Source organism: Marinobacter sp. LV10R510-11A, from assembly GCF_900215155.1.
In the GTDB taxonomy this organism is placed as follows: Bacteria; Pseudomonadota; Gammaproteobacteria; order Pseudomonadales; family Oleiphilaceae; genus Marinobacter.
The window spans coordinates 4,343,801-4,365,102 of sequence record NZ_LT907980.1; the positions used below are offsets into that span (position 1 = coordinate 4,343,801).

The following is a 21,302-nucleotide window of genomic DNA, read 5'->3' on the forward strand; positions in this document are numbered from 1 at the left end:
GGGCTTACTGGGGAAGCTTCTGGTGCCAGTCAGTTACCTGCTGGAACTGATGGGCAGCGTTCAGCAAACGGGCTTCTTCAAAATAGTTGCCGATAATCTGCAGGCCCACGGGCAAACCGTCTACAAAGCCCGCTGGCACCGACATGGCCGGCACGCCCGCGAGGTTAACGGCGATGGTGAAGATATCCTCCAGGTACATGGTGACCGGGTCGTTGGTTTTCTCGCCCTGCACAAACGCAGGGGAGGGCGACACCGGGCTCATCAACACATCCACTTCTTTGAACGCGTTAACGAAATCCTGCTGAATCAAGCGGCGGACTTTCTGGGCCTTCAAATAATAGGCATCAAAATAGCCGGCAGAGAGAGCGTAAGCGCCGACCAGAATGCGGCGCTTAACCTCCTCTCCGAAACCTTCAGCTCGGGTGCGGGTATAAAGGTCGTTCAGGTCCTTCGGATCTTCACATCGGTAGCCGTAACGTACGCCATCAAAGCGCGACAGGTTGGCAGACGCCTCGGCCGGCGCAATCACATAATAGGCGGCAATGGCCAGTTTCGCGTGGGGCAGGGAAATCTCTTTAACCGTGGCCCCCAGCTTTTCGTATTCCTTAACCGCGTTGCGTACCTGCTGTTCCATCGCAGGGCTAAGCTGATCCGAGAAGTATTCTTTCGGCAAGCCGACACGCAGGCCTTTCAACGGCTCGTTCAAGGTAGCTGTGTAATCCGGTACAGCACGATCAACCGATGTAGAATCTTTCGGATCGAACCCTGCCATCACGTTCAGCATCAGTGCGTTGTCTTCTGCGGTGCGCGCCATGGTCCCGCCTTGGTCCAGGCTGGAGGCAAAGGCAATGATGCCGTAGCGCGAAACCCGGCCATAGGTAGGCTTCAGGCCAGTAATGCCGCACAACGCCGCCGGCTGGCGAATGGAGCCGCCAGTGTCTGTGGCAGTTGCAGCTGGTACCAGGCGAGCGGCGATAGCTGCTGCGGAGCCGCCGGAGGAGCCACCGGGTACGCGCTTCGCGCCGGTACTCAATCCCCAGGGGTTGGTCACCGGCCCGTAGAAGCTGGATTCGTTGGAGGAGCCCATGGCGAACTCATCCATATTGGTTTTACCCAGGCACACCGCACCGGCCGCGCGGAAGTTGGCCGTTACCGTGGCGTCGTAGGGCGGCACAAAGTTGGCCAGCATTTTCGAGCCAGCGGTGGTGGCAACGCCGTTGGTGCAAAAAATGTCTTTGTGGGCAAAGGGCACGCCAGTCCACGCGCCGGCTTTGCCGGCGGCACGTTGCGCGTCAGCGGCTTTTGCATCCGCCATGGCCTGGTCTTCGGTAACGGTAATAAAGCTGTTGTACTGGCCGTCTTCGGCCTTGATGCGATCGAGGAACTCACGGGTCAGTTCCACGCTTGAAATCTTGCCGCTTTCCAGTTCGTGGGAAAGCTCTGCTACGGATTTGTTATGCATGTTCAATCCTGATAGTGGGCTGATGGAGGGATTCGTCAGATCACTCAATTCCCTTTATTCACTCAATGCCTTTTATTCACTCAATGACTCGGGGAACGAGGTACAGGCCATTCTCGACAGCCGGAGCAATGGCTTGGAAGGCCTCGCGCTGGTTGCTCTCGGTTACTTCGTCGGCGCGCAAGCGCTGAACCGCATCCAGCGGATGCGCCAGGGGCTCTACGTTGTCTGTATCGGCGGCGCGGAGCTGGTCAACTAGGCTAAGGATGTTGCCTAAGTCTTTCTCCAGTGCCGGTATCTGCTCTTCGTCGAGGCGAATACGAGCCAGCACGGCGACTTTTTCAATGTCTTCGCGGGAAATGGTCACGTTGACTCCAAAGTATAAAACAGCGTTTTTATGAAGGCCGTTATGGTAACAGATTCGCGCACTTGCCGAGAAATGTTGGTGTCTGAGCGTACATTCAGCGCACGCGTCAACTCGCAAGTTGCCATTTTCGCGATTATGGTCTAATAAACGCGTGTACAATTGTTCATGCCAAGAGCAATATCATTTACCTTTGCAACAGGCTGCGCCTTGCCTGAGCGGGGGGGCACTGCTAAAGTTGCCGCATCTTTCTGCAACCGCAACTCTCAGGTTGAAACTACACGAATGTTGATTAAAAGACTCCGAGGCTTATTCTCCAGCGACCTGTCCATTGATTTGGGCACCGCCAACACCCTTATTTACGTGCGTGACCGCGGGATTGTGCTGAACGAGCCGTCCGTTGTAGCCATTCGTACCACTAATTCCCAGAAGATGGTTGCCGCCGTCGGCGCCGAAGCCAAGCGAATGCTAGGCCGTACTCCAGGGAACATCACCGCCATTCGACCCATGAAAGACGGCGTAATCGCCGATTTCGTGGTGACTGAAAAAATGCTCCAGCACTTTATTCACAAAGTGCATGAGAACAGCTTCATAACCCCGAGCCCTCGGGTTCTGGTGTGCGTGCCCAGCAAATCCACTCAGGTAGAACGCAAGGCTATCCGCGAATCTGCCCTGGGCGCCGGTGCGCGAGAAGTGTTTCTTATCGAAGAGCCTATGGCGGCCGCGATCGGCGCAGGCCTGCCGGTGGAAGAAGCAACCGGCTCAATGATTGTGGATATCGGTGGTGGCACGTCTGAAATCGCCATTATCTCCCTGAACGGCATCGTATACGCAGATTCAGTAAGAGTGGGTGGTGACAAGTTCGACGAAGCTATTGCTACCTACGTACGTCGTAACTACGGCAGCCTGATTGGTGAATCTACCGCCGAGCGCATCAAGCATGAAATCGGTTGTGCTTATGAAGGGCTCGAGATTCTCGAAATTGATGTGCGTGGACGTAACCTGGCCGAAGGTGTGCCGCGGGCGTTCACCCTCAACAGTGAAGAAATTCTAGACGCACTTCAGGAATCTCTGGCGCAGATTGTACAAACAGTGAAAAGCGCGCTGGAGCAATCCCCACCGGAATTGGCCTCAGATATCGCCGAGCGTGGTATTGTGCTGACCGGCGGCGGTGCACTACTGCGTGGGCTGGACAAACTCATCAGTGAAGAAACCGGTTTGCCGGTGATCGTTGCCGAAGACCCGCTAACCTGTGTTGCCCGTGGTGGCGGCAAGGCGCTGGAAGTGATTGACCGGGGTGGCATCGGAATGTTCTCCCAGGAGGAATAATCCTTTGGGGAGGGATCGCCATTAAAACCATTTTTGTCCAGGGGCCAATGCCAGGCCTCCGGCTTCTGCTCGTTATTCTCGTATCGGCGGCGTTAATCGTTGCCGATCAGCAGTTTGACCGTGTTACCCCGGTTCGCAGCACCTTGGCAACCGGCCTCACGCCGGTTTACTGGCTGGGCAACGCACCCAATCAGTTCAGTGATTGGGTTGCTGGCCTGTTTATCACCCGCGAAGACGTGAAACAGGAAAATGAAGTCCTGAAAGCCCGCTTGCTCATTCTCGAACGCAGGGCCCTTAAGTACGCCGCTTTGGCTTCCGAAAACAACGAACTCCGCCGCCTGATGAACTCCTCGAAGCTTCTCGATGACCGGGTAATCGTCAGTGAGGTAGTGGGCGTGTCACCGGACGCATATTCCCACGAAGTTATTATCAATAAAGGCCGCAGTGACGGCCTTAAGACTGGCCAAGCAATACTAGATGCCCATGGCCTAATGGGGCAGGTGGTGCAGACCAGCCAAGTGACCTCCCGTGTACTTCTCGTCTCAGACAGCAGCCATGCCGTGCCGGTTGAGGTTGTGCGCAACGGGCTCCGGGCTATTCTTCTTGGCACTGGCGATTCCGGCACCCTTGATTTGGTTCACGTGCCAGACACGGCAGATATCCGTGAAGGGGATTTGCTGGTCAGTTCTGGTCTTGGTGGTCGCTTTCCAAGGGGCTACCCGGTTGCAGAGGTAAGCCTGATAAACAAAGAGCCGGGAGAGCCCTTTGTATCTATTCGGGCCCGCCCGAAAGCAAAACTCAATCAAAGCCGCTTAGTGCTGGTTGTATTCGCGCCAAGAGGCGAACCGCCGGTTGCGCCAGAAACCGGCGATGACATCCCGCCGGCCACCGAATCGGCACAGGAGGGGCAGGACTGATGTTGTCTGTAATCAGTTATCCAGTATTTGTGCTGTCGGTGATCGTGTCATTGGTGCTGAGTATTTCTCTGTTTCCCGTGGGTTGGTTCGAATTTCGCCCTGAATGGCTCGGGCTGGTGGTGTTCTACTGGACATTCCGTGCACCGGTGCAGTTTGGCATAGTGTTCGCCTGGTGCCTGGGCTTGTTGCTCGACGTGCTGGAGGCGACGCCGTTGGGCGTTAATGCCTTAGGGATGGCGCTGATCGCGTTTTTGGTGCTCACCATCCATCAGCGGCTGCGCATGTACCCTATGCCACAACAGTGTTTGATGGTCTTTTTGCTGATCGGCATCAACCAGATGCTGGTGCACTTTCTTAAACAGATGTTTGGCGGCGAGGATGCCGGTTTCAGCTATCTGTGGCCGGCACTGACCAGTGCTCTCGTATGGCCGGTGTTTTCCATACTGATGGACAACATTAACCGGAAACTGGGTTAGCCATGCCGTCTATTATTCTTGCCTCGGCGTCGCCCCGTCGTTCCGAATGCTTCAGGATGAAAAGATTGCCGCTTATGTGGCCACGGGTGAGCCTATGGACAAGGCCGGGAGTTATGGAATTCAGGGCCTTGGTGGTATTTTTGTGAAGGAACTCAAGGGGAGCTACAGTGCTGTTGTTGGCCTGCCGTTGCAGGAAACAGCCGCCTTGCTGGCCGATGCCGGTGGCCCTGTCTGGAAACACTGGCCAAGTAGTCGGGAGAGCCAATCATGAGCGAAGAAATCCTGATCAACGTAACGCCGGTTGAAACCCGGGTAGCGCTGGTCGAGAACGGTATGCTGCAGGAAGCGTATATTGAGCGTGCCAGTCGCAAAGGCATTGTCGGCAATATCTACAAAGGCAAGGTAGTGCGCGTGCTTCCCGGTATGGAAGCGGCGTTTGTAGACATAGGTTTGGAGAAGGCAGCGTTTATTCATGCCTCCGACGTAGTCTCGAGCCAGCCTAGCACCTTAGATTCTGGCGACTTCCCTAAAACAGTTCCAGATATCCGAACCTTGCTACGGGAAGGTCAGTCGTTAGTGGTGCAGGTAACCAAAGACCCTATCGGCACAAAAGGCGCCCGGCTTACCACTCAGCTTTCCATACCGTCCCGCTACCTGGTGTTCATGCCCGATGTTAGGCACGTAGGCGTTTCCCAGAGAATTGAGGATGAAACCGTGCGAAACCGCTTAAAAAGCCTCGTTCAGGAAGGCGCTGCAGCGCATCCTGATGTTCAGGGCGGGTATATCATCCGCACCGCAGCGGAAGCTGCATCGGCAGAAGAGCTGCTCGGCGATATGAACTATCTGCATCACCTCAGCGAGTCCATTCACGAGCGGATTGCCAAGGTGCAGGCCCCCGGCGTCGTGTATCAGGATTTGCCACTGTTCATCCGCACTATCCGTGATCTTATTCGGCCACAGACTGAAAAAGTGCGCATTGATAGCCGCGAGAGCCATCAGCGGGTCATGGAATTTGTTCGAGAGTTCGTAACTGAATTTGCCGACAAGGTGGAATACTACCCAGGCGAACGCCCGATTTTTGATCTTTATTCGGTAGAAGATGAGATTCAGAAAGCGCTTAGCCGCAAGGTGCAGCTAAAGTCTGGCGGCTATGTGATCATTGATCAGACCGAAGCCATGACCACCATTGATATCAACACCGGTGCGTTTGTGGGCCACCGAAACCTTGAAGAAACGATCTTCAAAACCAACCTAGAAGCCACCCGGGCGATTAGCCGGCAGCTGCGCCTGCGTAATTTGGGCGGCATCATCATCATCGACTTTATCGACATGGAAGATGCCGAGCACCAGCGCCAGGTTCACCGAATGCTGGAAAAAATGCTCGAGCGGGATCACGCCAAAACCAAGATCACCGGCGTGTCTGAGCTAGGGCTTGTGGAGATGACCCGAAAGCGAACCACGGAAAGCCTTGGCCAGATTTTGTGTGAGCCTTGCCCAATTTGCGATGGCCGTGGTTTCCTTAAAACCAGCGAGACCGTGTGCTTCGAGATCTTCCGCGAAATTCTACGGGTTAACCGGGCTTACGATGCAGAAAGCTACTTGGTGATGGCCTCCCAAAGCGTGGTAGATCGCCTTGTTGATGAAGAATCCGACAATGTGGCCGATCTTGAAACCTTTATTGCCAAGGCCGTTCGTTTCCAAGTAGAGCCTTTTTACAGCCAGGAGCAGTACGATGTGGTGCTGCTCTGATACCGGGGCGATGCACCTAGGGAGTGACGCCCCAGATGTCTTCCGCTGAGCGCCGACCTGTCCGTGTAATGGCGCTGTTTACCGGCGCGGTATGGTGGCTGCTGTTGGTTGTGCTCGTGCTGTTTGCCCTCTATGCCGGGATTGGCCGTCAGCTTACCCAAAATGTAGATGCCTTTCGGGATGACCTTTCCCGGGAGCTATCTGCGCGTCTAGGGCATGAAGTAAGCATTGGCAGCCTCTCTTCTCAATGGTTCTGGCTAGACCCCGCATTTACCGCTCAGGATATTGAAGTGATCAACCCTGATTCCGGGGTTCGGGTGATGAGCTTGCAGCATTTAACCGTTCGTTTCGACGCGCTGGCTTCGCTGATGCGTTTCAGGATTGTCTTCGAGGATTTCGAAGCGGATGGGCTTGAGTTGACGCTAAACCAGCAAGATAGCGGTGATGTGAGTGTTCGGGGCGTTGATTTCCCCGAACCGTTTAATAACCGTTTTCGGTACTGGATCGAAGTCGCCGGAAAGTGGCTGTCAGACCCGTACATAAAAGTGACCCGCGTAAGCCTGGGTATCCGTGATAACCAGGGCCAGCTTCGCCATCTCGATATTCCCCAGCTTGATTTGGTATACGACAAGGGCCTGTTCCGGGCGTCTGGGCGGGCGATGCGATCCGCAACAACCCAGCAACTCGCCAGTTTTACGCTGGTGGGCAAGCACTTCTTCCGCGGTGATTTTAGCGGCCAGCTTTATCTTGATGTCGATTCCGGTCGATTGTTTGACGGGCTGGTGGATGAGTATCAGTGGCGGGATATCCGCGTAGAAGGGTTTGATCTGGGCGGCGAAGCCTGGCTAACCTTCCGTAAAGGCATCTTGCAGCAGATAAGCGGAACCGTAAGAACCCCTTATCTACAACTGGGCGTTGCCGGCGCATCTCTGGCCCCGCTGGAAGACATCAGTGCCCAGTTTGGCTGGCGCCGTCACCATGCCGTGATGGAGGCGCCCGAAGCCGATGGCCAGTCTGAAGCCATCGGCGAGTGGCATTTGAAGCAACTAGCCTGGACCTGGAACGGTGACCAGGTTTCACCATTCAGCCTAAAGCTGTTCCCGGAACCGGAAGGGTTCACCATCACCGCCGACGCTATGCCCTTGCGCCCGCTACGGCACCTTGTCGGTACGCTTCCGCTTCTGCCACCGGTAGCCAGTGACGCGTTGGAAGACTATCGCCCGGTAGGTTTTCTTGATGGTGTAAAAATCAGTATTCCGGGGCGTGGTGAGAACAGTTTTGAATTCTCTGGCCGGCTCAGAGATGTTGGCGCCGCCGCTTATGAGGGTGCGCCCGCAGTGAGCGGGGTGCAGGGTTTTATTTATATGGACCAGAACGCCGGGTATCTGCAAGCCCGTGCCGGGATGCAACCGGTTATCTTGGGTTTTCCGGAACTGTTCAACAGTGAATGGCTTTTCCCTGAGCTGGCGGCTACCGTTGCCTGGCAGCTGGAGGGCCCCATCATCCGAGTTTACTCGAACGACATGCGCCTTAGTTATGGCGAACATACCCGCTTGACCGGCGCCTTTGACCTGAAACTGGATGAGCAAGGTGAGAGCAATCTTGGCCTCCGTGTGGGCGTTGAAAATGGTGAAGCATCCATGCTGGTCAATTTTGTTCCGCAGAAGGTTGTGGATGCGGGGCTTTATGACTGGTTAACCAGCGCCATCACAAAGGCGGACATCACATCTGGTGTTTACTATGGCCATGGTCAGATTGGCACAGGCTCTCCCTCGGGTTCGTTTGAGTCATCCATGTGGTATGAATTCGACAACGCCACCGTTCGTTATGATGATCAGTGGCCGGAGGTAACCGGGGCTCGCGGACGTGTTGATGTGCAGAACGGCGACACCTTGGTGTCACTGAAGGCAGGAACAACCGGTGGTCTGTTGCTGAACCCTAGTACCGTAACCGTGATCCCCGAACAGGATGGGGCACTCGTGCGCGTGGATGCATCAGCGCCCGTGCCGGGGGACGCGGTAGCCTATTGGATGGAGAACAGCCCATTTGGCGACATGGCCGGTGCCGAAGCCGAAAGCCTCGACTATGCCGGCGATTACGAGCTGGATCTAGCGATAGACTTGCCTCTAACGGATGGTGCAACACCCGTGGTTGAGGCGAACGTGCGTACAAGTAACGGCTCAGTAAACTATCCCGAGGCAGATCTGCGCTGGGACCGTATTTCAGGTGCCCTGACGTATCATTCCGTAAAAGGTTTTTCTGGTGCGCCCCTGAACGCTAGGTTTCTTGGCAGGGCGGTCACAGTGGCATTCAGCCAGACCGGTTCGGGTCAGCCCGGACGGCGCGAGGTGCTCAGGATACGGCAAGCCGGCACCTTGGCTGTGCCCGGCGTGTTTCGCCAAGTTGGTATCGCGGGCCCCGAAACAGCTGGCGGCGTGCCCAAGGAGAGCCAATACGGACTTAGCGGTACGGTTGAGTACTCTGCGCAGTTGGATGTGGCTTCTGGCGATACTCCACGGCTAACGATCCGTTCCAACCTCGAAGGGTTAGCCATTGACTGGCCGGCGCCGTTTTCAAAAGAGGCGGGGCAGTCTGCACCGCTGGTTGCAGAAATAGATACCGAAGCGGAAGGCGGTCTGGGTATTTCCGGTACCTGGGAGGATCGCGCAACCTTTGATCTGTTGTGGAAAAGGTCTGGGCTTGAGCTTACCTTCACAGAGCTCTATCTGGGGGGGCAAACCCTCACAAACATCGATCTTGAGGCCTTTGATCTTGGTGACCGCTGGGTTCTTAGCACACGCTCTGAACGGGCCGTTGGCCGGATTGTCATACCCGACGACCTTGGCCTTGTTACTGCGGATTTTGAAGTGCTCCGCCTAGTTGGTAAAGAGGCTGGAGCGAAGGAGGCGCCAGAGCTGCTGACCTGGGAGCAGCAACTTGAAGCCTTCCGGGCGATGGATATGGCGAACTGGCCGGATGTGGATGTTGACATATCAGAGCTACAACTCAATGGCGACAGTCTGGGGCGCTGGGCCTTCCATCTGCGACCGGAGCAGCAGAAGTTAAATGTCACCGGCATTGAAGGGCGGCTCAAGTCACTCACGTTGCTGGGCGACATGACCTGGAGTGTTGTAGATAACAGGGAAACCAGCCAATTTTCCGGGTCTATAGCCGGCGGCGCGCTGGCAGACTTAGGCGAACTTTTTGCTTCGGAGGTTCCTCTATCTAATAAGCAGAGCAACATCGAATTGGAGCTGGACTGGCCAGGGCGCCCTGATGAGTTCGAGCTTGCGAGCCTCAGCGGGAACGTCAGCATGCGCCTGGATGACGGCGTGATTTTGGAGCGTAACAACAGCGCGCAAGTGTTCAGGATTTTCAATCTGCTCAACGCCGATACCCTCTGGCGCAGGCTTAAACTGGACTTTTCGGATCTGTATGAGCGCGGTGTCGCCTTTGATGCCATCTCGGGCAAGGCGCGCCTTAATGATGGCCTGCTTACAATGGACCCTGAACTTCAGGTGGTTGGGCCGTCAGGCGCCTTCAAGCTCAGCGGCAGCACCAATCTGGCAAATGAGATTCTCGATATGCGCCTAGTGGTGGTTCTGCCATTGACGCAGAACCTGCCGCTGGCTGCCTTGTTGATGGGGGCCGGCGCGCCCATCGGAGGCGCGCTTTTCGTACTGGATAAAGTACTGGGCGACCCACTGAGCAAACTGACCAGCGCCACCTACGATGTGACCGGAACCTGGGGAGAGCCTAGCGTGGATCTGCGCCAGGTATTTGATACCGGCAATTAGGCCTCCGCTTCGTCAACGGATTCCCGCAGATAACGGAACAGCTTGCGGGCTTGCCCGGTGTTTTTCTCTTTCTCTACATCTCTGCGGGCGTTGCGAACCAGGTTGCGCAGGTGTTGTATGTCCGCACTTGGGCAGTAACTAAAAAACTCGCCCGCTACGGAGTCGCCGTCGGCAATCATCCGGTCGCGCCAGCGCTCGGCCAGATGGTGGCGGCGGGTGTGTTCTTCACTTCCCGAATCGAAAGCGTCTATAGCTCGTCGCACCGCTTCTGGGTCGTCTTCTTGCCGGATAATCTTGCCGATATATTGCAAATGGCGACGCTTGGCTTCGTTCTGCCGAATCTTGCGGGATTCTTCAATGGCACTTCTCAGGGTATCGCTGATGGTAAGCGTATCAAGCTGCTCGTTGCTTAGCTCCATCATGCGCTTGCCCATGTTCTGCAGCGAGTGCATGTCCCGCTTGAGCTGGGATTTACTCGGCCCGGAATACTGCGGGGCTTCGTCTTGAGTGTCGTCGATCATGATTACATCCAGGTTTGTCGGGTCACGCGTAGAAAATGGTCGCAAGGCCAAGGAATGACATAAAACCGACCACATCTGTGACGGTTGTTAGTATAACGCTGCCGGCCAAAGCTGGGTCGATGTTACGGGATTTCAGGAACAGCGGCAGCACGGTACCCACCAGCGCCGCAGCGACCAGATTGATGACCAACGCAGCGGCAATAATGGCGCCTATCAGTAAGTCCTGAAACCAGGCGGTGGCCGCGGCTGCCACAACCACTGCCCAAAGTAAGCCGTTTAGAATACCCGAAAGAAACTCCCGATTCAGCAACCAGCCCACATTGGCCCCGCTGATCTGCCCTACGGCCATACCTCTGATAACCAGTGTGAGGGTCTGGCTGCCGGCGATCCCTCCCATGCTAGCCACGATGGGCATGAGTACCGCCAAAGCAACCACCTTGGCGATGGTTTCTTCAAACAGGCCAATGACGCCAGAGGCAATGAACGCGGTGAGCAGATTAACACCTAGCCAGATTGCCCGGCGCCGGGTGGTTTTCCAGACGGGCGCAAACGTATCTTCGTCATCATCCAGGCCAGCCATACTCATTAGCGAATGATCCGCATCTTCCCGGATAACATCCACCACGTCATCGATGGTGATCCGGCCCAGCAGGTGGCCTTCTTGGTTCACAACCGGTGCGGAAATCAGGTCGTACCGCTCAAACAGGGTTGCAACCTTGGTATCTGAAAGGGTCACAGGGATGGGTTCAATGTCCGTATCCATCACTTCCCGCACGGTTGCGGTTGGGCTGGAAACGAGCATCTTTGTGATGGGCAGCATGCCAATAAACTCATCTCGCCTGCTCACCACAATCAGGCTATCGGTCATCGGCGGCAGCACCCGGTGCAGGCGCAAATAGCGCAATACCACATCAATGTTGATATCGGGGCGTACGGTGATGGTGTCCGTGTTCATCAGGCCGCCGGCGGTGTCTTCCGGGTAGGAAAGCACCTCTTCGACCCGCTTCCGGTCTTGTTCGTCCATGGTGCCCAGAACTTCCTGGATCACCTTGTCTGGCAGCTGCTGAAGAAGGTCGGCCAGATCGTCGGACTCAAAGTCCTCAATAATATCCGCCAGTTCCTGGGCGTTCAGCCGGCTCAGGTATTCGGCACGGATATCCTCGTTCAGGTACTGGAGAACCTCGCCTTCTAGCTGTTTTTCTACCAAATTCCACAGCAGGGCGCGCTGGCGTGGCGGCGAAGATTCAAGCAGGTGGGCGATATCACTGGGGCTCAGGCCGCCGTTGAGAATACGGGCAACTTGCTTTAGCGCACCACTGTCTAGCGCTTCGCTCAGTGAACGTAAACGCTGGCGGGCTTGGCTTTTTTCCAGAATTTCGGACATGAATCACCTGCAGACAGAAAACGTCCGCATTATAACGGAGTTAGCCAGCGCGCGTGAGAAAGAGTTGCAGGGAGCCGCAGGGAGCTGCTGTGAAAAAGGCGACCTATTCGCCTTCCCCGAAATAGTCATTAATGAGAGCAGCAAGGGCATCGATAGCGTGTTGCTCATCCGTGCCATCGACCACCAGTTCCACTTCTGTGCCTTTGCTAGCGGCGAGCATCATAACCTGCATAATGTTTTTTGCATCCACCTCACGGCCTTTACCACAGACTTTTATGGAGCTGTCGAATCGTGATGCGGTGGCAACGAGTTTTGCCGTTGCCCGGGCATGCAGTCCAAGTTTATTTATAATCACAATAGGATGGCGTATCACGGACAAATCAGATCTCTTTCCGGGCCTGCAAGTGCCGCAATTCAGTGTGACGTACTTGCACGTTGCTGCTGTGTTCGCGGAAATGCCGCCCCAACTGTTCGCAAACATAAACCGATCGGTGCTGTCCGCCGGTGCAGCCAATAGAAATAGTCATATAACTTCGATTGCTGTCGGCAAAAGACGGAATCCAGTTTTCCAGAAAGCCAATAAGATCGTTCACCATTTTTAGGCTGGCAGGCTCGTTCTCAAGAAACTCAATAACCGGCTGATCTATGCCGGTAAACTTACGCAGGCTGGTATCCCAATGCGGGTTCGGTAGGCAGCGCACATCAAACACGTAATCGGAATCCAGTGGCACACCGTGTTTGAAGCCAAAAGATTGGAATAGCAGGGCCAGCTCCTGGTCTTTACGGCCGGCCACACGCTGCTTAACCATATCCCGCAGCTCGTACATCGACAGGCCTTTGGTATTGATGTAGAGGTCTGAAAGCTTGGCAAGTGGCTCCAGCAGGCCCTTCTCGCTGTTGATGGCTTCTCTGAGGGATGTTTTGTCATCGCTTAGAGGGTGCTTGCGACGGGTGGCGTGAAATCGCTGCAGCAATGATTGCTCATCGGCATCCAGGTAAATGATCTCTACCTGGATATCGGCCTTGCGAAGCTTGCGGTAAATTTCTTCGAAGTTGGCCAATTCGGCAGATAGGTTGCGAGCATCTATGCTGACCGCCATTTTGTCGAGCCGGCCCGGAGGGCTCTGGTCAGCTGCCTCCCGCGTAAGAGGGAATAAAAGCCCGATAGGCAGGTTATCAATACAGTAGTAACCCAGATCTTCCAGTACGTGAAGGGAGGTACTCTTGCCGGAGCCGGACCGGCCACTGACGATGATCAGCTTCATGGTGAAACAGCCTGTTGTCAGAGTGGATATCAGCCGCTTTCGGCGGTCATGCTTTGGTAAAGCGTGCTTGCATCTTTGCACAGCCTGAGGCGGTCGCAGAAAGCGCGCTCATTGAACTTTTCCGCAAGCTGGCTCAGCAACTCAAGATGCTCGCTAGTGGCTTCTTTGGGCACAACAAGTGCAAACAAAAGATCCACCGGTTGGTTATCAATAGCATCAAATTCGACGGTTTCTTCCAGAGTCATCAGCACGCCAATAACCTTTTCGAGCCCCTCTAGGCGACAGTGAGGGATCGCTATTCCCTGGCCGATTCCGGTGCTGCCCAGTCGCTCACGGGCGATCAGATTGTTGAAAATCTGGCCCTCGCTGAGAGCGGGATTGTGCTGGTGGATCTGCTCGGCAATGAATTCCAGAACCCGCTTTTTGCTCGACGCGGGCACTTTGCACAGGGTCAGCTCCGGCGCAAGAATGTTGTCTATTGTCAGGGATGTGTCACTCATGAATCGACCGTGTTTCTGTTAAAAAAGCTGCGACACGTTGCCCGTGCCGCAGCCTGATTAGATAACATGCCTGAAAACAATCGCCTAGCGGGCGATGTTTCCCTGCATCCTGTCTACACTCTTTTCTTTGTGTTTGAGGATCTGCCGGTCAAGCTTGTCGACGAGCCCGTCGATTGCTGCGTACATGTCCTCGTTCTCCGCCTTTGCGTGAATCTCGCCACCCACCACGTGGAGCGTAGCATCCGCGATCTGACGAACTTTTTCCACTTCCAGAGTCACCTGACAGTTACTGATATGGTCGAAGTGTCGCTCTAGCCGTTCAAATTTTTCGGATACATAGTCTTTTAATGCGGGAGTCAGCTCTACGTGATGGCCTGAAATGTTGAGTTGCATAGACGTCTCCTGTTGTCATCCACTCCGGCTCGGGGGGAGCCGGTATGATGTGCGGGCACATGAACGTGCCTGCGAAATCCCTATACGTCGGTAAAAAATGCCGAGTTTAAACCAGGCGCTTGCGTTCGTTTGAGGGCGGAATGTGTATCGCCTCGCGGTATTTTGCAACCGTACGCCGCGCCACCTTGATTCCTTGTTCTCCCAGCATGGCCGCAATCTTGCTGTCACTCAATGGCTTTTTCGGTGTTTCTGCCGCAACCAGTTTTTTGATCATGGCGCGGATAGCGGTAGAGGAACATTCGCCGCCTTCGTCGGTGCTGACGTGGCTGGAGAAAAAGTACTTCAGCTCAAAGATACCCCGTGGCGTGTGCATGTATTTCTGCGTGGTTACACGCGAAATGGTCGATTCATGCATTTCCACAAGCTGGGCAATATCCGAGAGAATCAACGGCTTCATCGCTTCCTCCCCGTAGTCAAGAAAACCCTGCTGATATTCAACAATGCGGGTGGCAACTTTCAGCAGTGTTTCGTTCCGACTTTGCAGGCTTTTGATAAACCACTTCGCCTCCTGCAGTTGGTCCCGCAGGTAGGTGTTGTCAGCGCTGCTATCAGCTCGCTTTATTAATGAAGCATAGCTGGCATTCACGCGTATGCGCGGCGCAATGTCAGGATTCAGCTCCACTCGCCAGCGGTCGTTGTGCTTGCGCACGATAACGTCGGGGATCACGTAATCCGGTTCAGTGCGATCAATGATGTCGCCGGGTTGCGGGTTGAGGCTGGTAATTAAGGCGAGCACATCCCGTAACTGGTCTTCTTTAAGCCGGCTGCGGCGAAGCAGCTGGGCATAATCGCGATTGCCCAGCAGGTTTATGTAATGGGTGATAACCAGCCGTGCTTGGGCGAGCCAAGGGGTCTCGGGTGGCAGCTGGTTTAGTTGGATTAGCAGGCAATCTTGAAGGTCGCGGGCAAAAACCCCAGGCGGGTCGAAGTACTGCAGCCGACGTAAAACGGCTTCCACTTCATCCATCTCAAGAGGGTCTTCATCCGCATCGTCGGCTAAGCCTGCGTAGATATCCTCAACAGGGCTGGTGAGATACCCGCGATCGTCTACCGCATCCATCAGCGCGTGGGCAATGGCCTGGTCGCGCTCGTTAAAGGTGGTGAGGTTCAGCTGCCACTCAAGGTGATCCCTGAGTGTTTCCGTTGGAGAGTTCCGGGTTTCGAAATCGTGGTCGCTTTCGTCGTCATTCCGCGCAGCCGGGGTAGGGGCGGACTGGTAAACATCTTCCCAGGCGGTATCAACGGGAAGATCGTCGGGAAGCGTATCGGGGATTTCGTTTTCAGATTGCCAGTCGGGGGCACTTTCGCTCTCATCCCAGTCAGAGCTGGCAGCGTCAGCAGCCGCATCCGGAGAGGATTCGTCGGGGGTGTTGTCTTGATTATGATCATCGTCTGCCGACGGCGTTTCAACCTGGTCGTCGTCTTCAGAGGTTTCCAGCAGGGGGTTGGATTCCAGGGCCTGCTGGATTTCCTGCTGAAGGTCGAGAGTTGATAACTGCAGAAGCTTGATAGCCTGTTGCAGCTGGGGCGTCATTGTTAGGCTCTGACCCAGCTTTAATTGTAATGAGGCTTTCATAACCATCGCTCAGGATCCGTCACTCTACCCACTCGGAATTTCTTGCATCGGCCAAAAAAATCTTTATATGTCGGCTACTTGGCGACATATGGTGAAGCCCTTGCAAGTTCTCTGCCGAGTTTACTTGCTCCCGCTCAGCAAAACAATCGAACGGGTGTTTCATCGTGTCAAAAAGCAGACGCTACAAGCGGAACTCATTGCCAAGATACACTTCTTTGACTTGCTGGTTGGCAAGGATCGCCTCGGAGTTTCCGGAGGCAATAATATGTCCGCCAGACACGATGTAAGCGTTCTCGCAGATATCTAAGGTTTCGCGCACGTTGTGATCGGTGATCAGCACGCCTATGCCTTTATCCCGCAGGTGGCGGATGATCTGTTTGATATCACTCACGGAGATTGGGTCCACCCCGGCAAAGGGCTCGTCAAGCAGAATGAAGGCCGGCTCCATGGCCAGGGCCCGGGCAATTTCCACCCGACGCCGCTCGCCGCCAGACAGTGCCATGCCCATGCTGTCGCGGATATGGGTAATGTGGAACTCTTCTAACAGCTGCTCGAGCTTGCTCAAACGCTCCGCCCGGCTTAGGTTTTTGCGGGTTTCCAAAATCGCCATAATGTTATCCCGCACCGAAAGCTTGCGGAATACCGAGGCCTCTTGCGGCAGATAGCCAATGCCTTTGCGGGCGCGGCCATGCATAGGTAACGGCGTGATGTCCTCGCTGTCGATGGTTATGCGGCCGTTATCGGCGTTCACCAGCCCCACGATCATGTAGAAGCAGGTGGTTTTTCCTGCACCGTTCGGGCCGAGCAGGCCGACAATCTCACCGCTGCGAATTTCCAGCGAGACATCAATGACCACTTTTTTCTGCTTATAGCTTTTCGCCAGGTTACTCGCTCTGAGAACTGCCATCGGATTCCTGCTTACTGTTATCTGCTGTTAATTGCTGGAGTCGCTGCTGATGTTGCCACTGCGGGGCTGAATAACCATCTCAACTCGGCCGGGGCCGGAGCCAGTATCTTGGCTGCCTTCTGCGGTGACCACTCGCTGCTCGGTATCGTAATGAATAATGTCACCGCGGAATACGTTGCCATTTTGCTCAATCACCGCCTCCCGCTCAAAGGTAAGCTGCTTGTCAGTGGCAGACCAAGTGATGTTTCGGGCTTTGGCATCGGTTTCACCTTCACCGCTGGTGACCGGTTGCTGGTAGCGGGCGGGAGAACCGGTTGCCTCAATACGGTTGAGGCCTTCGGCGTTGCGGTACAGAACCACGCGTTCCGCTGTCAGGCGGGTTTTACCCTGAACCAGCTCTACTGCTCCGGTATAGGTGGCAATGCCTTTGCCATCGTCTAGGCGGGCACTGTCTGCGCCTACGGTAATTGGCATGTCAGAATCAAGATCAAAAGCTAAAGCCGGGCTTACAAGGTATGCGGCCAGAATCACAGCCAGTAACGTGCGCATAGAGTTATTTAGCGATTTCATAACGTCCTTCCACCTGGGAATTGAGTTCCAGAATGCGTTTATCGATCCACGCCTTCATACCCTTTGCCCGGGTAGTGCCAACGCTGTCGGTAATTTCTACCAGATCATCGGTATAGACAGTGCCTTTGCGATTGTCCAAGGTCAGGCTTTCAGTATTCAACGTTGCTTCCCGGTCACCAATGGTTCGTAGCACACGAACGTTGCCGCTAAGGAATAACATGTCTTGATCCCTTTGTAGGCTGCCTTTCTCGGCATTCAGAACCCAAGGCCCTTCTTCTGACTTGCTGAACAGTTCTGCGCTGGGCGACTCCATAATAGCGAGGTTGCCTTCTTCAAACTGTTCGATGCGCGGGCTTGTAAAAACGATCTTGCGGTGGCCAGCTTCATCGTACGACGTGTAGCTGCTGTTGATTACAAAGCCGTCGGGTTCTGCTTCGCCCCGAAGCTGTCGGGCGTCACTGTAGCTGGACATTGGCGGTTCATCGCCTCGCCACAGCAGGAACATTGTGGCTGCAATAGTGAGCGCCAATGCCAGCATGCGTAGCCGGGGCCTGTTCGCCATGGCCAGCGTGGAGATCCGGCTGCTTTTAACGCTCTCTGCCATGGTTAACGCTCCAGGTAGGGCGCTAGGGCGGCGTCTAAATGCCCCCCGGCGGTCAGCAGCAGGTCGCATAACTCTCGTACCGCGCCATTGCCTCCGGTAACCTGGGTGCAGTAATCCGCATGCTCGCGCACCAGCCAATAGCCGTTAGGAGCCGTTACGCCAAGGCCTGAGTAGCGAATGGCCGGCAAATCAGGCAAGTCGTCGCCCATATAGGCGATTGCCTCCGGCGGTATGCCCAGTGTGCTCACCAATTCTTGCAGGGCGACCTTTTTATCTTCGCGCCCTTGCATTAGATGGGGAATCCCCAGGTCTTGCATGCGTTTTTCGGTCAACGGTGAACTGCGGCCAGTAATGACGGCAACGTTGATTCCCGCCGCCATAATCTGTTTCAGTCCCAGCCCATCCAGAATATTGAAGCCTTTCACTTCATCGCCCTTGGCGCTGAAGTAGATCTTGCCATCGCTCATAATGCCGTCAACGTCTAGGGCGACAAGCTTGATACGCGAAGCTTTGGCGAGCAGAGTTTCCGGCCAGTTTTCTGCCCATGGGTTTTTAAGATCTGCCATTTAAATCACTCCGGCCCGAAGCAGGTCGTGCATGTTGATGGCACCGACTAGAGTGCCTTGGGCGTCAACAACCGGGAGCGCACTGATTTTCAAGCCTTCCATCACGTTAAGCGCTTCTGCAGCAAGCTGGTCAGGCTGAATGGCTCTTCCGTTGCGTGTCATCACATCTCGCATGGGGGTGGTGTGCACGTCGATCGCTTTGTCGAGAGTCCGGCGCAAGTCGCCGTCGGTGAAAATGCCTGACATGGCGCCGGTAGCGTTCACAATGGTGGTCATGCCCAGCCCTTTGCGGGACATCTCCAGCAAAGCACCGCTCAGTGTGGTGTCCTCTTTTACGATGGGTATGCGGTCGCCGGTATGCATAATGTCCGATACGCGCAGTAAGAGTTTGCGCCCCAAGCTGCCGCCGGGATGTGAGAATGCAAAATCTTCCGCGCTGAAGCCACGGGCTTCCAGCAACGCGACGGCCAAGGCATCGCCCATCACCAGAGTTGCGGTTGTGCTGGATGTCGGTGCTAGGCCGAGCGGGCAAGCCTCTGTTTCAACGCTTACATCTAGGTTCGCCACCGCCTCTTTTGCCAGTGTGGAGTTGGGGTTGCCGGTCATGCTGATCAGAGGTGCGCCCATGCGTTTGATAAGTGGCAAAATGGTAACCACCTCGCTGGTGTTGCCACTGTTTGAAATAGCAATAACCACATCCTGGCTTGTAATCATTCCCATGTCGCCGTGGCTGGCCTCCCCGGGATGAACAAAGAATGAGGGGGTTCCGGTGCTGGCAAGCGTGGCCGCAATCTTGTGGCCAATATGGCCGGATTTTCCCATGCCGGTCACCACAACTCGGCCCTTGCATGCCATGATTACTTCGCAAGCACGTATAAAGTGGTCGTCGATGCGGTTTTCCAAGGCGCTGATTGCATCCCGCTCAATGCGGATGGCCTGGAGAGCGGGGTTACGGAAATCGTACGTTCTGCATTCAGTCATCGGGCGAAGAACCTGCTTTCTCGTTGGCGCCTTCTATTTGAAAAGACGGGGTTGTGAAGAGGGTTGCGATTAGGTTGGTGGAGTATAACATTTCCCGCAAGCTGAGCAGTCGGGTTACGGCAATTGATCATTGCTATCAATTCATTTTAAGAACCATCGATTGAGCTTGAGCGCTCCTTGGCATAATGTAGCCGCTCTTTGAATACTAAGTGCCATGGGCCGAAAGCTAAGGGCTATGAGCTGAAAGCTAAGGGCTATGAGCTGAAAGGTAAGGACTATGGGTTTACGCTCGTACATTTCACTGAAGGACGTTGTGTTTTCCCGCGCTGATCGCCGTATTTTTGACGGTGTGTCCGTGGAGATTCCCCGTGGGAAAATCACTGCCATTATGGGCCCCAGCGGCAGCGGCAAAACTACCTTGCTGCGACTGATCGGCGGCCAGCTACAGCCAGATTCCGGCGACGTGACCGTGGATGGCCACTCAGTGCCGAAGCTGGGCCGCAAGGAACTTTATTCATTGCGGGAAAAAATGGGCATGTTGTTCCAGAGCGGTGCGCTGTTTACCGATCTGAGTGTATTCGAGAACGTGGCCTTTCCCTTGCGTGTACACACCAAGCTCCCTGAAGACATGATTCACGACATTGTGCTGATGAAGCTCGAGGCTGTCGGCCTACGGGGCGCGCGCAAACTGATGCCGTCTGAACTTTCCGGTGGTATGACCCGGCGTGTCGCCTTGGCCCGTAGTATCGCTATGGACCCGGAACTGATCATGTACGATGAGCCATTCGCCGGCCAGGACCCGATCGCCATGGGTGTGCTGGTAAAATTAATCCGTGATCTGAACAGTTCCATGGGGCTTACCAGTGTTCTGGTGTCTCACGATGTAAAAGAGTCTCTGAGCATTTGCCATTACGCATGCATTATTGCCGACGGAAAAGTGATCGGTACCGGCACGCCAGCCGAGCTGCAGGAACATCCGTCAGAACAGGTGCGGCAGTTTTTGCAGGGGTATCCGGATGGCCCTGTGCCATTCCACTACCCATCTGCTGCGGCGGCTGAGGATTTCGGGCTTGTGGGAGGTGTGTCGTGATCGATTGGGTCGCGTCCTTCGGGCGCAGTGGGGTGGGTCTCGTGATCGCCTTTGGTCGCGCCGGCCGCTTTCTGGCGAGCGCGCTGGTAGGTGTTCCGCGCCTGGCAACCGGCTTTCCTCTATTATTGAAACAGCTGTATTCGGTCGGCGTGTTGTCGTTGGCCATTGTGGTGGTGTCTGGCCTGTTCATTGGCATGGTGCTGGGCCTTCAGGGTTACACGATTCTGAGCGATTTCGGCTCCGAAGCGGCGATCGGCCAGATGATAGCGCTTACTCTTGTGCGCGAACTGGGGCCGGTTGTAACCGCTTTGCTGTTTGCTGGGCGCGCAGGTTCTGCGCTCACGGCCGAGATTGGCCTGATGAAAGCGACCGAGCAGCTGTCCAGTTTGGAAATGATGGGCGTAGATCCTTTGCGCCGGGTTATTGCGCCTAGGTTCTGGGCAGGTTTCTTGGCGATGCCGGTGCTGGCGGTTATCTTCTCTGCAGTGGGTATCTGGGGCGGCATGCTGGTTGGCGTAGAATGGCTTGGCGTGTTTGAAGGCTCCTACTGGGGCAACATGCAGGCCTCCGTGGATTTCTGGGACGACGTGGTAAACGGCGTGATCAAAAGCGTTGTATTCGGGTTTGTGTGCGCCTGGATTGCCGTTTACCAAGGCTATGCCTGTGTACCCACATCAGCAGGAATCAGCTCGGCCACCACGAAAACCGTGGTGTACTCCTCGCTGGCCGTGCTGGGGCTAGATTTTGTGCTCACCGCCGTAATGTTCGGCAACTTCTAATAAACGACTGACGAG

General features: G+C 55.2%; 21 protein-coding genes and 1 pseudogene. 8 read left to right on the top strand and 14 right to left on the bottom strand.

What is annotated here, in order from left to right:
- Positions 1–4: 4 nt before the first annotated feature.
- Both gatA and gatC read right to left on the bottom strand, forming a co-directional pair.
- Entirely contained in the window at positions 5–1,462 is a 1,458-nt protein-coding gene (gatA, locus tag CPH80_RS20940; RefSeq protein ID WP_096281126.1) for an Asp-tRNA(Asn)/Glu-tRNA(Gln) amidotransferase subunit GatA, read from the bottom strand.
- Between the two features lie 76 nt (positions 1,463–1,538).
- A complete protein-coding gene (gatC, locus tag CPH80_RS20945) occupies positions 1,539–1,826 on the bottom strand; it encodes an Asp-tRNA(Asn)/Glu-tRNA(Gln) amidotransferase subunit GatC (RefSeq protein ID WP_096281128.1) in 288 nt (95 codons plus the stop codon).
- Between the two features lie 285 nt (positions 1,827–2,111).
- Between gatC and CPH80_RS20950 the strand changes: the two genes are divergently transcribed.
- The 6 genes and pseudogenes from CPH80_RS20950 to CPH80_RS20975 all read left to right on the top strand — a co-directional run bounded on the left by CPH80_RS20950 (position 2,112) and on the right by CPH80_RS20975 (position 10,091).
- Positions 2,112–3,152: a rod shape-determining protein gene (locus tag CPH80_RS20950; RefSeq protein WP_096281850.1), complete on the top strand. Its 1,041-nt coding sequence runs from the start codon at positions 2,112–2,114 to the stop codon at positions 3,150–3,152.
- A 47-nt stretch (positions 3,153–3,199) separates the two neighbouring features.
- Positions 3,200–4,069 carry a rod shape-determining protein MreC gene (gene mreC / locus CPH80_RS20955; RefSeq protein ID WP_096281130.1) on the top strand — a complete coding sequence of 290 codons (870 nt, stop codon included), beginning with the start codon at positions 3,200–3,202 and terminating at the stop codon, positions 4,067–4,069.
- A complete protein-coding gene (mreD, locus tag CPH80_RS20960) occupies positions 4,069–4,545 on the top strand; it encodes a rod shape-determining protein MreD (RefSeq protein WP_096281132.1) in 477 nt (158 codons plus the stop codon). The genes mreC and mreD overlap by 1 nt, the downstream gene beginning before the upstream one ends.
- A gap of 40 nt (positions 4,546–4,585) precedes the next feature.
- Positions 4,586–4,816: pseudogene (locus CPH80_RS20965) on the top strand (Maf family protein); the annotation flags it as partial.
- Complete coding sequence (gene rng, locus CPH80_RS20970; protein ID WP_096281134.1) at positions 4,813–6,294, top strand: ribonuclease G; 1,482 nt, start codon at positions 4,813–4,815, stop codon at positions 6,292–6,294. The pseudogene CPH80_RS20965 and the gene rng, both read left to right, overlap by 4 nt.
- A 35-nt stretch (positions 6,295–6,329) precedes the next feature.
- Positions 6,330–10,091: a YhdP family protein gene (locus CPH80_RS20975; RefSeq protein ID WP_096281136.1), complete on the top strand. Its 3,762-nt coding sequence runs from the start codon at positions 6,330–6,332 to the stop codon at positions 10,089–10,091.
- On the opposite strand, the gene yjgA is transcribed toward CPH80_RS20975, so the two are convergent.
- The 12 genes from yjgA to CPH80_RS21035 all read right to left on the bottom strand — a co-directional run bounded on the left by yjgA (position 10,088) and on the right by CPH80_RS21035 (position 19,418).
- Positions 10,088–10,612: a ribosome biogenesis factor YjgA gene (gene yjgA / locus CPH80_RS20980; protein ID WP_096281138.1), complete on the bottom strand. Its 525-nt coding sequence runs from the start codon at positions 10,610–10,612 to the stop codon at positions 10,088–10,090. The two genes, CPH80_RS20975 and yjgA, sit on opposite strands and share 4 nt — an antisense overlap.
- A gap of 22 nt (positions 10,613–10,634) precedes the next feature.
- Positions 10,635–11,996, bottom strand: a complete 1,362-nt coding sequence (gene mgtE / locus CPH80_RS20985; RefSeq protein WP_096281140.1) for a magnesium transporter — start codon at positions 11,994–11,996, stop codon at positions 10,635–10,637.
- A 103-nt stretch (positions 11,997–12,099) separates the two neighbouring features.
- The gene (locus CPH80_RS20990) at positions 12,100–12,369 is read right to left on the bottom strand and encodes an HPr family phosphocarrier protein (RefSeq protein ID WP_096281852.1); all 270 of its coding nucleotides are present in this window, start codon (positions 12,367–12,369) and stop codon (positions 12,100–12,102) included.
- A gap of 7 nt (positions 12,370–12,376) precedes the next feature.
- Entirely contained in the window at positions 12,377–13,261 is an 885-nt protein-coding gene (gene rapZ, locus CPH80_RS20995; protein ID WP_096281142.1) for an RNase adapter RapZ, read from the bottom strand.
- 29 nt (positions 13,262–13,290) lie between these two features.
- Positions 13,291–13,761: a PTS IIA-like nitrogen regulatory protein PtsN gene (ptsN, locus tag CPH80_RS21000; RefSeq protein ID WP_096281144.1), complete on the bottom strand. Its 471-nt coding sequence runs from the start codon at positions 13,759–13,761 to the stop codon at positions 13,291–13,293.
- 84 nt (positions 13,762–13,845) lie between these two features.
- The gene (gene hpf / locus CPH80_RS21005; protein WP_096281146.1) at positions 13,846–14,154 is read right to left on the bottom strand and encodes a ribosome hibernation promoting factor; all 309 of its coding nucleotides are present in this window, start codon (positions 14,152–14,154) and stop codon (positions 13,846–13,848) included.
- 106 nt (positions 14,155–14,260) lie between these two features.
- Positions 14,261–15,790 carry an RNA polymerase factor sigma-54 gene (locus tag CPH80_RS21010; protein WP_096281854.1) on the bottom strand — a complete coding sequence of 510 codons (1,530 nt, stop codon included), beginning with the start codon at positions 15,788–15,790 and terminating at the stop codon, positions 14,261–14,263.
- A gap of 181 nt (positions 15,791–15,971) precedes the next feature.
- Entirely contained in the window at positions 15,972–16,697 is a 726-nt protein-coding gene (gene lptB, locus CPH80_RS21015; RefSeq protein ID WP_096281147.1) for an LPS export ABC transporter ATP-binding protein, read from the bottom strand.
- Between the two features lie 27 nt (positions 16,698–16,724).
- On the bottom strand, positions 16,725–17,267 hold the full coding sequence (lptA, locus tag CPH80_RS21020) for a lipopolysaccharide transport periplasmic protein LptA (protein ID WP_227520284.1): 543 nt from the start codon (positions 17,265–17,267) through the stop codon (positions 16,725–16,727).
- Positions 17,251–17,871 (bottom strand): LPS export ABC transporter periplasmic protein LptC, encoded by a 621-nt coding sequence (lptC, locus tag CPH80_RS21025; protein ID WP_227520285.1) that lies wholly within the window; start codon positions 17,869–17,871, stop codon positions 17,251–17,253. The genes lptA and lptC overlap by 17 nt, the downstream gene beginning before the upstream one ends.
- Before the next feature lie 2 nt (positions 17,872–17,873).
- Entirely contained in the window at positions 17,874–18,437 is a 564-nt protein-coding gene (locus CPH80_RS21030) for a KdsC family phosphatase (RefSeq protein WP_096281151.1), read from the bottom strand.
- Complete coding sequence (locus CPH80_RS21035) at positions 18,438–19,418, bottom strand: KpsF/GutQ family sugar-phosphate isomerase (protein ID WP_096281153.1); 981 nt, start codon at positions 19,416–19,418, stop codon at positions 18,438–18,440.
- Positions 19,419–19,695: 277 nt separating this feature from the next.
- Here CPH80_RS21035 and CPH80_RS21040 point away from each other — a divergent pair, with 277 nt between their 5' ends.
- Positions 19,696–20,508, top strand: a complete 813-nt coding sequence (locus tag CPH80_RS21040) for an ATP-binding cassette domain-containing protein (protein WP_096281154.1) — start codon at positions 19,696–19,698, stop codon at positions 20,506–20,508.
- On the top strand, positions 20,505–21,287 hold the full coding sequence (mlaE, locus tag CPH80_RS21045) for a lipid asymmetry maintenance ABC transporter permease subunit MlaE (RefSeq protein WP_096281156.1): 783 nt from the start codon (positions 20,505–20,507) through the stop codon (positions 21,285–21,287). The genes CPH80_RS21040 and mlaE overlap by 4 nt, the downstream gene beginning before the upstream one ends.
- Positions 21,288–21,302: the final 15 nt, after the last annotated feature.